Genomic DNA, 13,908 nt, shown 5'->3' on the forward strand with positions numbered 1-13,908 from the left:
AAAGGACGCATCATGTGGTTACTGGGAGCAGTCATCGGCCTGATCATCGGCAGCCCCCTGGGCAGCTTCGGCAGCCTGGCCGGCGCCCTCGCGGGCGGCCTCATCGGCCACTGGCTGGGACGCCAGGGAAACAAGCGGGAGCCGGCAGTCGGCCCGGACTTCCGGCAGCGCCTGCAGCTGCTGGAAAACCAGGTCCAAGCCTTGCGCCGGGAGGTGGAGGTGCTCAAGGGCACCGCGACCGCCTCTACCGCCGTAGCTGAGAGCAGTTGGGAAACACCTGCCCCGACCTCCCCCGTCCCCCAAGCGGTGCAAGCTCCGCCCGTGGCAATGCCGCCCCAACCAGCCCCCCTCGCCGACAGCCCGCCTCCAGCAGCCCGCCCCGTAACGGGCCAGCCCTTTACCCTGGAGCCACCGGACTGGGCCCGGCGGCTGTGGGCCATCAATCCCCTGGCCAAGATCGGCATCGTCCTGCTCTTCTTCGGCATCGCCTCGGGCCTGCGCCTGGCAGTGGATTACGGCCTGTTGCCAGTGCCCCTGCGTCTCCTTATCGCAGCCGCCAGCGGCATCGCCATGATCGCCTTCGGCTGGAACCGAGCCGGGGAGGAAAAACATCGCACCTTCGGCCAGGCCCTCCAGGGTGGCGGCTTCGCCCTGCTCTATCTGGTCGCCTATTTCATGCTGCAGCGCTACACCATGATCGGCCAAGGACCGGCCTTCGCGCTCTTCGCCCTGCTGGGCATCGCCTGCGTCTTCCTGGCGGCGCGCCAGGATGCCCCAGTCCTGGCCGTACTTGGCCTTTCCGGCGCCTTCCTGGCCCCGATACTGGCCAGCGGTCAGGCCGACAGCCCCCTGCCCCTGTTCGCCTATTTCACCCTGCTCAATGTCTTCATCCTGGCAGTGGACTGGTTCCGGGCCTGGCGGGTGCTCAATATCGCCGGCTTCTTCTTCACCCTGGCGGTGGGCATGGCCTGGGCCATGGACGGCTACCAGCCCCGGCACTACCTGCTAACCCAGGCTTTCCTCGTCCTCTTCCTCTCCGTCTATTCGGCCATGCCGGTGGCCACTGCCCTGCTGCGGGCGCCCGGCCTGGCTGCCTGGCGCGATGGCATCCTGCTTTTCGGCACCCCCTTGGCCGGCACTTTCCTGCAGGCCCGGCTGATGGAGGGCGAGCGCTACGGCCTGGCCTGGAGCACCCTCATCGCCGCTCTTTGGTATTTTGGCCTGTGGGCCCTGCTTTTCCGACGTCGGGAACCGGCCAACCTGCTGGTGGAGCGCAGTCATCTGGGCATCGCCGTGGTCTTCCTCACCATCGCCATCCCCCTGGCCTTCGACGCCCAGGTGACCTCCGCCTTCTGGGCGGCGGAAGGGGCGGCGGTGCTGTGGTTCGGGGTGCGGCAGGAACGCAAGTTGGCCCAGGTCAGCGGCTTCCTCATGCAACTGGCGGCCGGCCTGTCCCTGCTGCTGGGCTGGGCAGCGCTCGGCCACCGCCTGCCGGTGGCGAACGACGCGATGCTCGGTGCCTTCATCCTGGTCCTGGCCGGCCTCTTTTCCGCCCGCCAGCTGCGCTCCCGGGCCTCCTCGGCGGCGCTACTGCCTTTCTTGCCCTGGGCCTGGGCCATGCTGTGGTGGCTGGGCCCGGGCCTGGACGAAATCTACCGTTTTGCCCCTGACAGCCTGCATGCTCCCTACGCCCTACTCTTCATTACCGCCACGGTGCTCCTCCAGGAAGGCCTGATCAGCCTCTGGCGCTGGCCCCAACTGCGGCCCGCCGCCGTGCTACTACTGGTTGGGTTGGTGGTGGCGACGCTGGCAGGCATCGGCCGCCACGGCCATCCCCTGGCCGGCTTCATGGCTTTGGTGCTGCCCCTGGCCCTGGCTGTCCATTACGTACTCCTGGCCCGCCACGAGCGCCAGGGCGAGACAGGCCTGGCCGCCATCCGCCATCTGGGCGCCTGGTGGCTGCTGCTCTTCGCCCTGGCCTGGGAATTGGCCTGGCAGGCCCGGCACCTGATGCCGGCACCGACCCTATGGTCCTTTGTCGCCGTGGTCTTGGTACTCGCCGCCGGGCTGACCCTGCCGGTCCTGGGACAGCAGCGACAGCGCTGGCCATTCACGGCGGCAGGGGCCGGCTACATCCCCTACGGCGTGCTGCCGCCCCTGTTCGGCCTGCTCCTGCTGCTGCCCTGGGGCAATCTGCGTCTGAGTGGCCTTGATGGCCTCGGCTGGCCCTACCTGCCCCTGCTCAATATCTTCGACGCGGGGCAACTCGCCGCCCTGGGCGCCCTCGTGCTTCTAGGCCGCCAGCTCGCTGCCGCCGTCGCCCCCCTGCTGCGGGTTCTCACGGCCCTGCTGGCCTTTCTCTGGCTCTCGGCCCTGGCTGCACGTATTGCCCATCACTGGGGCGGGATTCCTTTCAATTTCCCGACGCTGATGCATGCCACCCTCTTCCAGGCCCTGCTCACCCTGTTCTGGAGCACCACCGCCATTGCCACCATGATCCACGCTTCCCGCCGGGAACTGCGCCACCGCTGGTTCGGCGGCATGCTCCTGCTGGGCCTGGTGGGAGCCAAGCTGCTGCTGTTCGACACCATGGGCAGGGGCACCCTTACCTGGACTGCCACCCTCATCGGCGTCGCCCTGCTGGTACTGGCTGCCGGCTACTTCGCGCCCCTGCCGCCGAAGGCAGCGGCAGACGGCCCTCTGGAGTCGGACACCCTGCCTGGAATTACCTAGCCGGCCATCTGCCCGGCAGTTCGAAGCGGATGCCCTGAGCCGGGGACAGCTGGTTACCGTAGTTGATGGCCAGGGCCTGGCTCATTTCCGCTTCGTCCAGCAGCAGCAGGGTGAATACGCCCTGGGCGCCGTGGTTGCGGCACACCTCATCCACCACACCTTCTGGATGACGATGGCGGTGAGGGGCGCCTTGGGCGACGGCTTCCACACCACCGTATCGCCGCAGACGGCAGTGATAAAGGCACTCCAGGCCCACACCGGAGCGGGAAAGTTGAAGGCAGTGATCACCACTATCGGGCCCGAGGTTGCCAGCGCTCCAACAGGTGATGGCGGGGCCGCTCCAAGGGCAGGCTGAGGCCGTGGAACTAACGGAAGAGACCGACGACGTAGTCGGCGATGTCGATCATTTCCCGGATTTCCACTTCCGCCTCACTGCAGATTTTGCCCACCTCGATGGCCAGCAGGGTGGCCAGGTCAGCCTTCCTTTCCCGTAGGGCGGTGGCCAGGTCCCGGATCACCAAGCCCCGACGGGACGCCGGCACTTGGCGCCAGTGCAGGAAGCGTCGACCGGGTTGAGTTCGCTGAGGCCAAGGCGGTGGCCACCGACAGGGGCAGGCTGCGGCCGGCGACGGCGAAATCCTTGGCGCTATGGACCCGGCTGGCAGCGAACAGGCCGATGCCAATGGAGACCAGGAGATAGAGGATGACGAAGGCCAGGAGCGTGGTCATGGAGTAAAGCCCCGAGGCAGCGGCTGGGCGGAAATTGAAAAACGCGCAAGTTTAGCCACATTTTTGCACCGCGCCGGCAGGATTTAGGGCAAGCAAATCAGTGCCTTGGCGCACCATTTTGGACCGCCTGCGGGCAGACCCCGGGAAAGGCCGTCACCGCTGCCCTGCAGCTGGGCTGGAACGCCCGTCCGGCGGGCCTCTCAGGCCCCGTGCCGGCGGGGGAAGACAGCACCGATGAGCCGGGCCAGCAGGGCTGCCGTGCGCCCGCCCGCATCCCGGTCCGGGTTGAACTCCATCACCTCCAGGGCCAGCAGGGCCGGGTCCCCGGCCAGGCCGGCCAGGGCCGGCATCAGTTCGGTCTGGGACAGGCCCGCCGGTTCCGGGCTGCCCACCCCCGGCGCTTCCCGGGGATCGAAGACGTCCAGGTCCAGGCTGACGCCGTAGCCGCCGGGCGCCTGTCGCACCCGGGCCCGAGCTTCGCCGAAGACCGCCGGCAGGCCCCGCTGCCGCACCTCGTCAATGGTGAACACGCGCACCCCGAGGCGGTCGAGGAATTCCCGCTCCTCCGGCTCGTAGCTGCGCACCCCGATGAGGGCCACATGCCCGGGCAGCAGCTTGGGACCGGGACCGCCCACGGTCACCAGGCGCCGGTCGCCCTGGCCCAGCAGGCAGGCCAGGGGCATGCCGTGGAGGGCGCCGGAATGGGTGCTTTCGGGGGTGTGGCTGTCCAGGTGGGCGTCGAGCCAGAGCAGGCCGACGGGCGCCGGGCTGGCGGCGCGGACGCCGCTCCAGGTGCCGATGGCGCAGGAATGGTCGCCGCCCAGCACCACCGGGGTCTCGCCCCGCTCCCGAGCCTGGCGCACCGCCTCGGCCAGGCGCTGGCAGAGGTCGGCCACCTCGGCCACGCGGCCGCCCAGGGCCTGGCGCGGAAAGAGGGTTTCGCCCCAGTTGAGATCGGGGCGGCGTTGCAGGTCGTCGAAGGCGTGGGCCCGATGCAGGGCGGTGGGGCCGGCGTGGCAGCCCGGGTCCTGGGCGCCGACGCCGCTGGCGGCACCGATGAGGCGGAGGGTGCGGTGCATGGCGGCGCTGGCGGCGGGCCCGGACTCAGCCCAGGCTGCGGAAGATTTCCAGGGCGAAGATGCCGGCGGCCAGCAGCAGGGCCAGGCGCAGCCAGCGCTCGTGGCGGGCCTGGGTGGCCTGGATGGCGGCCAGGGCCGCCTGGGTGGCGGCGTCGGTTTCCGGCGCCCGGGCCTGGGCGGCCAGGGCCTGCTGGGCCAGGCGGGGAATCTGGGGCAGGCTGCGGGCCCAGTAGGGCGCCTCGTTCTTCAGGTTGCGCACGAAACCGCGCCAGCCCATCTGGCTTTCCATCCACTTCTCGAGGAAGGGCTTGGCGGTCTTCCACAGGTCCAGGTCCGGGTCCAGCTGGCGGCCCAGGCCTTCGATGTTGAGCAGGGTCTTCTGCAGCATCACCAGCTGGGGCTGGATTTCCACATTGAAGCGGCGGCTGGTCTGGAACAGGCGCAAGAGCAGCTTGCCGAAGGAGATGTCCTTCAGGGGGCGGTCGAAGATGGGCTCGCAGACGGCGCGGATGGCCGCTTCCAGCTCGTCCACCCGGGTGTCGGCGGGGGCCCAGCCGGATTCGATGTGGGCCTCGGCCACCCGCTTGTAGTCGCGGCGGAAGAAGGCGAGGAAGTTCTGGGCCAGGTAGTTCTTGTCGTTGTCGTTGAGGGTGGCAACGATGCCGAAATCCAGGGCGATGTAGCGGCCGTCGGCATGGACGAAGATGTTGCCCGGGTGCATGTCGGCGTGGAAGAAGCCGTCGCGGAAGACCTGGGTGAAGAATATCTCCACCCCGGCCCGGGACAGGGCCTTCAAGTCGGTGCCCTGGGCCTGCAGGCGCTGGGTCTGGCTGATGGGGATGCCGTGCATGCGCTCCATGACCATCACCGAGGGGGTGCAGTAGTCCCAATGCACTTCGGGCACCAGCAGCAGGGGGGAATTCTCGAAATTGCGGCGCAGCTGGGAGCAGTTGGCCGCTTCCCGCATCAGGTCCAGCTCGTCGTAGAGGTGCTTGGCGAACTCGGCCACCACCTCCCGGGGCTTCAGGCGCTTGCCGTCGGCCCACAGCTTTTCGGTAAGGCCGGCCAGGGTGTCCATGAGGGCCAGGTCGTGGCCGATGACCGGCTTCATGCCGGGGCGCAGCACCTTCACCGCCACTTCGCGGCCATCGTGCAGGCGGGCGAAATGGACCTGGGCGACGGAGGCGGAGGCCACCGGGGTCGGGTCGAACTCGGCGAAGATTTCCGCCAGGGGCTTGCCGTAGGCCGCTTCCACCTGGGCGATGGCCTGCTCCGAGGGGAAGGGCGGCACCTGGTCCTGCAGCTTGGCCAGTTCCTCCGCCAGGTCCGGCGGCAACAGGTCGCGGCGGGTGGACAGCACCTGGCCGAACTTGACGAAGATGGGGCCCAGGGCTTCCAGGGCCAGGCGCAAGCGCTCGGCCTCGGAGCGGCGGTCCAGATCGCGCCAGAAGAAGAGGGCGCGGGAAAGCCGGGAGAGGCCCCGGGCACGGCCGGTGGGCTCGTGTTCCAGCACCATCTGGTCGAGGCCGTAACGGATGGCGACGGTGGCGATCTTGGCGAGGCGCAGCAGGCGCATGGTCAGTCGGGAAGAGGCGGGGGAGGGAGCCGCCGAGAATACCAGAATCCAGACCGGCCCGCGGCGCCGGGCAGGTATAATCGGCCCTTTCAAGCTTTTGGCACCGCCCGATTTCCCTATGAGTCAAGATATCAAGGCCCACCTGGCCGACCTGCTGCAGACCGCCCTGAAGAGCGTGGCCCCCGATCACGCCGCCACGCCCATCGCCCTGGAACGCCCGAAACAGGAGTCCCACGGCGACTTCGCCGCCAACGTGGCGATGCAGCTGGCCCGGGAACTGAAAAAGAACCCGCGGGAAATCGCCCAGCAGCTGGTCAATGAGCTGCCGCCCTCCGCCTGGGTGGAAAAAGTGGACATCGCCGGCGCCGGCTTCATCAACTTCACCCTCAAGGCCGCCGCCAAGACCGCCGTGGTCCAGGCCGTGCTGGCCAAGGCCGGGGAATACGGCCGCAGCAACGCCGGCGGCAAGCAGAAGGTGCAGGTGGAATTCGTCTCCGCCAACCCCACCGGCCCCCTCCACGTCGGTCATGGCCGCGGCGCCGCCTATGGCGCCTCCCTCTCCAGCCTGCTGGCCTTCGTCGGCTGGGATGTGACCCGGGAGTACTACGTCAATGACGCCGGACGGCAGATGGACATCCTCGGTCTCTCCACCTGGCTGCGCTACCTCGGCCTCTACGACATCAACGTCCCCTTCCCGCCCAACGGCTACCAGGGCGACTACGTGCGCGACATGGCCCGCCAGATCAAGGACGCCCACGGCAACAAGTACCTGCGCCCGGCGGCGGACATCCTGGCCGGCGCTCCCGACGTGGAAGCGGACAAGGAGGGCCACCTGGACGCCCTCATCGCCAACGCCAAGAACCTGCTCGGCCCGGACTGGAGCTACATCCACCAGCACGCCCTGTCCGAGCAGCTGGCGGACGGCAAGGACGACCTGGAAGAGTTCGGCGTGCACTTCGACGTCTGGTTCTCCGAGAAGTCCCTCTTCGATACCGGCCTGGTGGCCAAGTGCGTGGAGAAGCTGGAAGCCGCCGGCCACCTATACGTGCAGAACGGCGCCAAGTGGTTCCGTTCCACCGCCTTCGGCGACGAGAAGGACCGGGTGGTGCAGCGGGAGAACGGCCTGTTCACCTACTTCGCCTCCGACATCGCCTACCACCTCAACAAGTTCGACCGGGGCTTCGACAAGGTCATCAACATCTGGGGCGCCGACCACCACGGCTACATTCCCCGGGTGAAGGGCGCCCTCCAGGCCCTGGACCAGGACGAAGCCAAGCTGCACGTGGCCCTGGTACAGTTCGCCGTGCTCTACCGCAACGGCGAGAAGGCCGCCATGTCCACCCGCTCCGGCGAGTTCGTCACCCTGCGCCAGCTGCGCGGCGAAGTGGGCAACGACGCCTGCCGCTTCTTCTACGTGCTGCGCAAGTCCGACCAGCACCTGGACTTCGACCTGGACCTGGCCAAGAGCCAGACCAACGAAAACCCGGTCTATTACATCCAGTACGCCCACGCCCGGGTCTGTTCCGTAGTCAAGCAGTGGGGCGATGCCGGCGGCAACGAGGCCGAACTGGCCGGTGCCGACCTGGGCCTGCTGACCCACCCGCGGGAACTGGCCGTGGCCGCCCGCCTGGCCGCCTTCCCCGAAGTCGTCGCCAATGCCGCCGCAGACCTGGCGCCGCACCAGGTGGCCTTCTACCTGAAGGACCTGGCCGCCGACTTCCACAGTTATTACAATGCCGAACGCATGCTGGTGGACGACGCCGCCCTGGCCCGTTCCCGCGTCGCCCTGGCCGCCGCCGTGCGCCAGGTGATCCGTAACGGCATGGCCCTGCTGGGTGTTTCCTGCCCGGCCTCCATGTAAGCCAACCCCGCCCCCATACGTTGAGCAGAGAACCATGAGTCGTGACATGAAACCCCGCAAGGCCCCCGCCAGGAAAAAGTCCGGCGGTGGCACCCTGATCGGCATCTTTATCGGCCTCATCCTGGGGGTGGTGGCGGCCCTGGGCGTCGCCTGGTACATCAACAAGGCGCCGATGCCCTTTGTGAACAAGACCCAGAACGGCGCCCCCATGCCGCCGGAGGCCCTGCCCAAGCCGGGTGAGAAGGCGGCGGACAAGGCCGCCCCGGCCCAGCCCCCCGCCCCGGCGGCCCTGCCCGGCAAGCCCGGCGACCCGGTGCCGGAAAAGCCCCGTTTCGACTTCTACAAGATTCTGCCCGGCAACGCCGACGCCGTTCCCGCCCCGGAAGCCAAGCCCGACGCCAAGACGGCCAAGGATGGCAAGGACGGGAAGGAGGCCAAGGACGCCAAGGACGGCGCCGCCGCCAAGGAACCCGTGTTCCTCCAGGCCGGCTCCTTCCAGAAGCCGGGCGACGCGGACAATCAGAAGGCCAGTCTGGCCATGTTGGGGGTGGAAGCCACCGTGCAGCAAGTGATGGTGGGCGACAAGGTGTGGTACCGGGTGCGCCTGGGGCCGTACACCAAGATCGATGAAGTGAACAAGGTGCGCGCCGAGCTGGCCAAGGCCGGCGTCGAAGCCAATATCGTCAAGAACAAGGACTGAAGGAAACCCCCATGACCCAGACCTCCGCTTCCCTGTATTCCCGCCTGCGCCGCTGGCTGGCGCCCCTGGCCCTGCTGGCCGCCGCCGCCCTACAGCCGGCCGTTGCCCAGCAGCAGCCCCAGTTCCAGGCGATCAACCCGCCCATCGCCACCGACAGCGGCAGCAAGATCGAAGTGATCGAGTTCTTCTCCTACGGCTGCCCCCACTGCGCCGACTTCAACCCCCTGATCCACGCCTGGGCCTCCCGCCTGGGCCCGGACGTGGCCTTCAAGAAGGTGCCCATCACCTTCGGCCGCCCCGCCTGGACCAACGTGGCCAAGCTGTACTACGCCCTGGAAACCACCGGCGACCTGGCCAAGCTGGACGAAGCCGTGTTCAAGGCCATCCACGAACAGCGCGTCAATCTGTTCGACCCCCGCACCGCCGAGGAATGGGTGGGCAAGCAGGGCGCCGACGGCAAGAAGTTCGCCGAGGCCTTTGCCTCCTTCGGCGTGAACAGCAAGATGAGCCGGGCCGAGCAGATCGCCCGGGCCTACAAGGTGGACGGCGTGCCCATGGTGGTGGTGGACGGCCGCTACGTAGTCAAGGGCGAAGCCTTCAAGGACGTGCTGCGCAACGCCGACCTGCTGATCGAGAAAATCCGCGCCGAGCGGGCCGGCAAGAAGAAGTAAGACCCGCCGGCAGACCCACGCCATCGCCCGGACGGCCCCGCCCTCCGGGCGATTTCACATCCACCTGCGGAACATTCATGGCATCCCTCAAGGTCTTCATCACCGGCGCCTCCAGCGGCATCGGCGCCGCCCTGGCCCGCCACTACGCCGAACAGGGCGCCACCCTTGGCCTGGCGGCCCGCCGACAACAAGCACTGACGGACCTCCTGGCCGACCTGCCCGGCCACCACGCCGCCTATGCCCTGGATGTGAGCGACGCCCCGGCCCTGGCCGCCGCCGCTGCCGACTTCACGGCCCGCCACGGCGCCCCGGACATCGTCATCGCCAACGCCGGCGTCTCCGTCGGCACCCTCAGCGAATGCCCGGAAGACCTGGCGGCCTTCCGCAAGGTGATGGACACCAACGTCTACGGCATGGCCGCCACCTTCGCCCCCTTCATCGGACCCATGGCCGCCGCCGGCGGCGACAGGCGCCTGGTGGGCATCGCCTCCGTCGCCGGCATCCGGGGCCTGCCGGGGGCCGAAGCCTATTCGGCCTCCAAGGCCGCCGCCATCGCCTATCTGGAATCCCTGCGCCTGGAAATGGCGCCCAAGGGCATCAAGGTGGTGACCATCGCCCCGGGCTATATCGAAACCCCCATGACCGCCATCAACCCCTATCCCATGCCCTTCCTGCTGCCGGCAGCGGAAGCGGCGCGGCGCTTCGCCCGGGCGGTGGCGAAGGGCACCAGCTACACGGTCATTCCCTGGCAGATGGGGGTGGTGGCAAAGATCCTGCGGCTCCTGCCCAACTGGCTCTACGACCGCCTCTTCACCCAGGCCCCGCGCAAGCCCCGGGGCCTGCTGGACTAGGCCAGCACCCGCTCCAGGCAACGGCGCAGCAGGAATACCCGGCGCAGGCTGCGGCCCCGTTTGTGGCGCCAGGGCCGGGCCAGGAAGGTGATTGCGCGCAGCCACAGCATGGCCCGCTGCAGACAGCGACGGATGTCGGCCGCCGGATGGGCCGTGAAGTAGCGCTCCAGCAGGGCCTCGCCCATGGTCTGCCAGGCGGCCTCACCCCGGTCGTCGAGGAGCAGGCAGGAATTGACCAGCAGCACCAGGTCCAAGGTCTGGGCCACGGCCAGGGACAGGTGCTCGCCGATGTCTTCCTCGAAATCGATGCGGTAAATCTCGCCCTGCCACAGCATCAGGTTCTTCACCTGGCTGCCGCCGTGCCAGTGGCCGGCCCGGTGGAAGGCCGCCAGGTCGTCCATGGCCCGCAGCAGCAGGGCGTCCCATTCCTGCCGCGGACGGTCCGTGCGGGCGTGTTCCAGGGTGTCGCCCACCGCCTCCAGGGCCAGCCAGCCGGCCCCTTCCGCCAGCACCCGGGGCACTTTCACCCCGGCGGCGTGGAGGCTGCGCAGGCGGCGGGCTTCAATGCGGATCAGGCCGCCCTGGTCCGACAGGGCCAGGGACTGCCGCGGCAGGGGCTGGGGCGAAAGGCTGCCGGCGATGCGGGCGGCGATCCAGGTGACCCAGGGGGCCCGGGTCTGGTCGGAGGCGCGCTTCACCACCAGGGACTGGCCCTCGTGGCTGAGGCGCAGGATGCGTTCCTCGGGACGGGCGGCCAGGGCCGCCTCGATGGCGGCGACCAGTTCGGGGGCGCCGGCGGGCAGGTTGGGAGCAGACATGGGGCGGATTATCCCACAGGCCCCGCCGCCGCCGCGGGATCCGGGGCGGCGACAAATCCGGCCTATATCAAATCAGGCGGCCCCGGGCCGGGCTATCATCCGCCCATTCCCCCTGCTTCCGAGGACCCTATGCGCCGTCTTGCCCTGCTCCTGCTGCCCCTCTCGCTGTTGGCCGCCCAACCCGCCCGGGCGGCGGATTTGTCGCCCGAATCGGTACTGCAGGCCCTCACCGAGCTGGGCCGCCTCAACGGCACCGCCCTGGCCTGCGGCCAGAAGGAGGTGGTGGCACGGATCAAGGGGCTGGTGATCCAGCGCGCCCCCAAGACCCGCCAGTATGGCGAGGCTTTCGAAGGGGCCACCCAGAACGCTTTCCTGGAACGCTCGCGCCAGGGGGGCACCTGCCCCGCCGCCCCGGAACTGGCCCGCAAGGCCGAAGCCCTGGCCGAGCAATTGCCGCCTGCCTCTGCCGACGCCGTGGCCCGCTGACCATGAAGTACGCCCGTCTCAAGCTCGCCCTGCTGGCCCTGGGCGCCGCCCTTGCCCTGCCGGCTGCCGCCCAGGCCCCGGCCAAGCCCCTCAACCCGGCCCGCCATCTGGCCACCGGCGGCGACGACATCGCCGTCGGCGTGCAGCCCCGCTACCTGCTGCAGACCCAGTACGGCAACGTGGTCACCAACCAGGACTTCGGCGGCCAGTTCCAGCTGATCACCTTCGGCTACACCTCCTGCCCCGACGTCTGCCCCACCACCCTGGCGGAAATGGCGGCCATCCTGGAACAGCTGGGAGAGGCGGGCAAGCGGGTGCAGCCCATTTTCATCAGCGTGGACCCGCAGCGGGACACGCCCAAGGTCCTGGGCAACTACGTCGCCTTCTTCAACCCGCGCATCCTCGGCCTCACCGGATCGCCGGCCCTGGTGCGGGGCGTCGCCGACAACTTCAAGGCGCGCTACGAGAAGGTCCAGGAGCCGGGCTCGGACCAGTACTGGATGGACCACTCCGCCGGCATGTACCTGCTGGGGCCGGATAGCGGCTTTGTCGCCAAGTTCCCCTACGCCATGCCCGCCGCCGAGATCACGGCGCGCATCAAGGCCCAGCTGGACGCCACGCCGGAGCCGACGCCCCGGGAACAGCAGACCCCGGCGGACGCCCCGCCCCGGCGCTGAGCCTTACCAGTCCAGGGGCTGGCCGTCCCGGAAGAAGCCGCCGCTGGGCCCGTCGTCGGGCAGGGTGGCGGCCCACAGGATGCTGCGGGCGCCCTCCTCGGCGCTGCGCTGGGCGCCGCTACCGCCCATCTCGGTGCGGCACCAGCCGGGACACACCGCATTGACCTTGATCGCCGCCCCTTCCGCGGCCAGTTCCGCTGCCAGGATGCGGGTGAGGGCGTTGAGGGCCGTCTTCGAGGCCCGGTAGCCGGGCCAGGCGCCGCCCATGGTGGACAGCTGGCCCATGCCGGAGGAGACATTGACGATGCGCCCCCAGCCCCGCCGCCGCATCAGGGGCACCAGGGCCTGCATCAGGCGCAGGGGCGCCAGGGTGTTGGCCTCCAGGGTCGCCGCCACCAGCGCCGGATCGACCCGCAGCAGGCTGCCGCTGGCCGGGTCGGCAAAATCGTGGGGTTCGAGGAAGACCCCGGCGTTATTCACCAGGATGTCCACGCCGCCGTATTCCCGTTCCAGGAAGGCGGCCAGCCGGGCCACGTCCTCGCCCCGGGTGACGTCGGCCACCTGGGCCGCCACCGCCAGACCGCGTCCCGCCAGTTCGGCGCAGGCCGCCTGCAGCGGTCCCTCCCGCCGCCCCACCAGCACCACCCGGCAACCCTGCTCGGCCAGCAGGCCGGCCACGGCCAGACCCAAGCCCCGGGCGGCACCCGTCACCACGGCAATTTTTTGCGCTAGCATCGCTGCTCCTTCACGTTCATGGATGCCCGATGATGCAATGGCCCGACGCCCTCGGCAAGCCGCACCCCGCCTGGTCCGCCGATCAGGGCGAACTGCGCCTGGTGTCCCTGGTGCCCTCCATCACCGAGCTGCTGTGGGAGCTGGGCCTGGGCCCGCAGCTGGTGGGGCGCACCGGCTTCTGCGTGCATCCGCGGCAGGCCCTGCAGGCCGTACCCAAGGTGGGCGGCACCAAGGGTTTCTCCGTGGAGAAGATCCGCGCCCTGGCCCCCACCCACGTCATCGTCAATGTGGATGAAAACCGGCGCGAGGAAGTGGCGGCCCTGGAGGCCTTCGTGCCCCACATCGTCGTCACCCATCCCCTGGGCCCGGACGACAATCCGGCCCTGTACCGCCTGCTGGGCCATCTCTTCGGCAAGGAAGGGGAGGCGGAGCGGCTCTGCGCCGACTACGCCGCGGCCCGGGCCGAACTGGCGGACGCCGTGGCCGGCCTGCCCCGGGAGACGGTGCTCTACCTGATCTGGAAAAAGCCCTGGATGAGTGTCAGCCGGGACACCTACATCTCCCGCATGCTGGCCGCCGCCGGCTGGGACAGCCTGCCCGCCGACGCCGCCGAACGCTATCCGGAAGTGGACCTGGCCCTGGCCCGCCAGGCCGGGCGCATCCTGCTGCCGAGCGAGCCTTATCCCTTCCGCGACAAGGACGCCCTTGAACTGGCCGCCGACCCGGCCGCGGGCTGCACCCCGGTGCTGACGGTGGATGGGGAAATGATCTCCTGGTACGGCAGCCGGGCCATCGCCGGCCTGCGCTACCTGGCGGCCCTGCGCCCCAGCCTGGCCTAGGGCGGCAGGCACCGCTCCTTTGCGCCTACCCTGGCAGGCAGGAAAGACGGCATTCTCCCGACCACCTGCCGGGGGAGGCCGATTGCAAACCGCTCACCGGCCACACCATCTCAAGACACCCGTCCCGCCTGCCTCTCCCGGCAGGGACCGGTG

14 protein-coding genes and 1 pseudogene are annotated in these 13,908 nt (G+C 69.3%); 8 read left to right on the forward strand and 7 right to left on the reverse strand.

From position 1 onward, the window contains the following. Positions 1-12 precede the first annotated feature (12 nt). Positions 13-2,733 (forward strand): DUF2339 domain-containing protein, encoded by a 2,721-nt coding sequence (locus AZSP09_RS11325; RefSeq protein WP_152090095.1) that lies wholly within the window; start codon positions 13-15, stop codon positions 2,731-2,733. On the opposite strand, the gene AZSP09_RS20365 is transcribed toward AZSP09_RS11325, so the two are convergent. The 5 genes and pseudogenes from AZSP09_RS20365 to ubiB form a co-directional block, all read right to left on the reverse strand. Next, a complete protein-coding gene (locus AZSP09_RS20365; protein ID WP_232058917.1) occupies positions 2,726-2,941 on the reverse strand; it encodes a hypothetical protein in 216 nt (71 codons plus the stop codon). The two genes, AZSP09_RS11325 and AZSP09_RS20365, sit on opposite strands and share 8 nt — an antisense overlap. A 5-nt stretch (positions 2,942-2,946) precedes the next feature. Beyond that, positions 2,947-3,024 (reverse strand): annotated as a pseudogene (locus tag AZSP09_RS20745) (hypothetical protein); the annotation flags it as partial. A gap of 74 nt (positions 3,025-3,098) precedes the next feature. Beyond that, on the reverse strand, positions 3,099-3,416 hold the full coding sequence (locus AZSP09_RS20375) for an aldehyde dehydrogenase family protein (protein ID WP_269473815.1): 318 nt from the start codon (positions 3,414-3,416) through the stop codon (positions 3,099-3,101). A 246-nt stretch (positions 3,417-3,662) separates the two neighbouring features. After that, complete coding sequence (locus AZSP09_RS11340) at positions 3,663-4,541, reverse strand: arginase (RefSeq protein ID WP_152090097.1); 879 nt, start codon at positions 4,539-4,541, stop codon at positions 3,663-3,665. A gap of 25 nt (positions 4,542-4,566) precedes the next feature. After that, a complete protein-coding gene (gene ubiB / locus AZSP09_RS11345; RefSeq protein WP_152090098.1) occupies positions 4,567-6,117 on the reverse strand; it encodes a ubiquinone biosynthesis regulatory protein kinase UbiB in 1,551 nt (516 codons plus the stop codon). Between the two features lie 118 nt (positions 6,118-6,235). On the opposite strand from ubiB, the gene argS reads away from it, so the two are divergent. The 4 genes from argS to AZSP09_RS11365 all read left to right on the forward strand — a co-directional run bounded on the left by argS (position 6,236) and on the right by AZSP09_RS11365 (position 10,200). Next, positions 6,236-7,978, forward strand: coding sequence for an arginine--tRNA ligase (argS, locus tag AZSP09_RS11350; RefSeq protein ID WP_152090099.1), 1,743 nt, complete (start codon positions 6,236-6,238; stop codon positions 7,976-7,978). A gap of 46 nt (positions 7,979-8,024) precedes the next feature. Next, positions 8,025-8,678, forward strand: a complete 654-nt coding sequence (locus AZSP09_RS11355; RefSeq protein ID WP_232058790.1) for an SPOR domain-containing protein — start codon at positions 8,025-8,027, stop codon at positions 8,676-8,678. Positions 8,679-8,689: 11 nt separating this feature from the next. Beyond that, complete coding sequence (locus tag AZSP09_RS11360) at positions 8,690-9,349, forward strand: thiol:disulfide interchange protein DsbA/DsbL (RefSeq protein WP_014235785.1); 660 nt, start codon at positions 8,690-8,692, stop codon at positions 9,347-9,349. Between the two features lie 77 nt (positions 9,350-9,426). Then, entirely contained in the window at positions 9,427-10,200 is a 774-nt protein-coding gene (locus tag AZSP09_RS11365) for an SDR family oxidoreductase (protein ID WP_152090101.1), read from the forward strand. Here the strand turns inward: AZSP09_RS11365 and AZSP09_RS11370 are convergent. Continuing rightward, the gene (locus AZSP09_RS11370; RefSeq protein ID WP_152090102.1) at positions 10,197-11,018 is read right to left on the reverse strand and encodes a hypothetical protein; all 822 of its coding nucleotides are present in this window, start codon (positions 11,016-11,018) and stop codon (positions 10,197-10,199) included. The genes AZSP09_RS11365 and AZSP09_RS11370 overlap by 4 nt on opposite strands. A gap of 129 nt (positions 11,019-11,147) precedes the next feature. Here AZSP09_RS11370 and AZSP09_RS11375 point away from each other — a divergent pair, with 129 nt between their 5' ends. Both AZSP09_RS11375 and AZSP09_RS11380 read left to right on the forward strand, forming a co-directional pair. Then, entirely contained in the window at positions 11,148-11,504 is a 357-nt protein-coding gene (locus tag AZSP09_RS11375) for a hypothetical protein (protein WP_014235788.1), read from the forward strand. A 2-nt stretch (positions 11,505-11,506) separates the two neighbouring features. Continuing rightward, a complete protein-coding gene (locus AZSP09_RS11380) occupies positions 11,507-12,181 on the forward strand; it encodes an SCO family protein (RefSeq protein WP_152090103.1) in 675 nt (224 codons plus the stop codon). A gap of 3 nt (positions 12,182-12,184) precedes the next feature. Here the strand turns inward: AZSP09_RS11380 and AZSP09_RS11385 are convergent, their stop codons facing one another. Then, entirely contained in the window at positions 12,185-12,916 is a 732-nt protein-coding gene (locus AZSP09_RS11385) for an SDR family NAD(P)-dependent oxidoreductase (protein WP_152090104.1), read from the reverse strand. Between the two features lie 29 nt (positions 12,917-12,945). Between AZSP09_RS11385 and AZSP09_RS11390 the strand changes: the two genes are divergently transcribed. After that, positions 12,946-13,755, forward strand: coding sequence for a helical backbone metal receptor (locus tag AZSP09_RS11390; protein WP_152090105.1), 810 nt, complete (start codon positions 12,946-12,948; stop codon positions 13,753-13,755). The last annotated feature ends 153 nt before the right edge of the window (positions 13,756-13,908 follow it).

Source organism: Azospira sp. I09, from assembly GCF_009177135.1.
GTDB lineage: Bacteria > Pseudomonadota > Gammaproteobacteria > Burkholderiales > Rhodocyclaceae > Azospira > Azospira oryzae.

Bases quoted from the DNA above. Each gene is read 5' to 3' on its own strand.
- AZSP09_RS11355 (WP_232058790.1), top strand. From the start codon at position 8,025: ATGAAACCCCGCAAGGCCCCCGCCAGGAAAAAGTCCGGCGGTGGCACC.
- ubiB (WP_152090098.1), bottom strand. From the start codon at position 6,117: ATGCGCCTGCTGCGCCTCGCCAAGATCGCCACCGTCGCCATCCGTTAC.
- AZSP09_RS11365 (WP_152090101.1), top strand. From the start codon at position 9,427: ATGGCATCCCTCAAGGTCTTCATCACCGGCGCCTCCAGCGGCATCGGC.
- AZSP09_RS11360 (WP_014235785.1), top strand. From the start codon at position 8,690: ATGACCCAGACCTCCGCTTCCCTGTATTCCCGCCTGCGCCGCTGGCTG.
- AZSP09_RS11390 (WP_152090105.1), top strand. From the start codon at position 12,946: ATGATGCAATGGCCCGACGCCCTCGGCAAGCCGCACCCCGCCTGGTCC.
- AZSP09_RS11375 (WP_014235788.1), top strand. From the start codon at position 11,148: ATGCGCCGTCTTGCCCTGCTCCTGCTGCCCCTCTCGCTGTTGGCCGCC.
- AZSP09_RS11385 (WP_152090104.1), bottom strand. From the start codon at position 12,916: ATGCTAGCGCAAAAAATTGCCGTGGTGACGGGTGCCGCCCGGGGCTTG.
- AZSP09_RS11325 (WP_152090095.1), top strand. From the start codon at position 13: ATGTGGTTACTGGGAGCAGTCATCGGCCTGATCATCGGCAGCCCCCTG.
- AZSP09_RS11380 (WP_152090103.1), top strand. From the start codon at position 11,507: ATGAAGTACGCCCGTCTCAAGCTCGCCCTGCTGGCCCTGGGCGCCGCC.
- AZSP09_RS11340 (WP_152090097.1), bottom strand. From the start codon at position 4,541: ATGCACCGCACCCTCCGCCTCATCGGTGCCGCCAGCGGCGTCGGCGCC.
- AZSP09_RS11370 (WP_152090102.1), bottom strand. From the start codon at position 11,018: ATGTCTGCTCCCAACCTGCCCGCCGGCGCCCCCGAACTGGTCGCCGCC.
- argS (WP_152090099.1), top strand. From the start codon at position 6,236: ATGAGTCAAGATATCAAGGCCCACCTGGCCGACCTGCTGCAGACCGCC.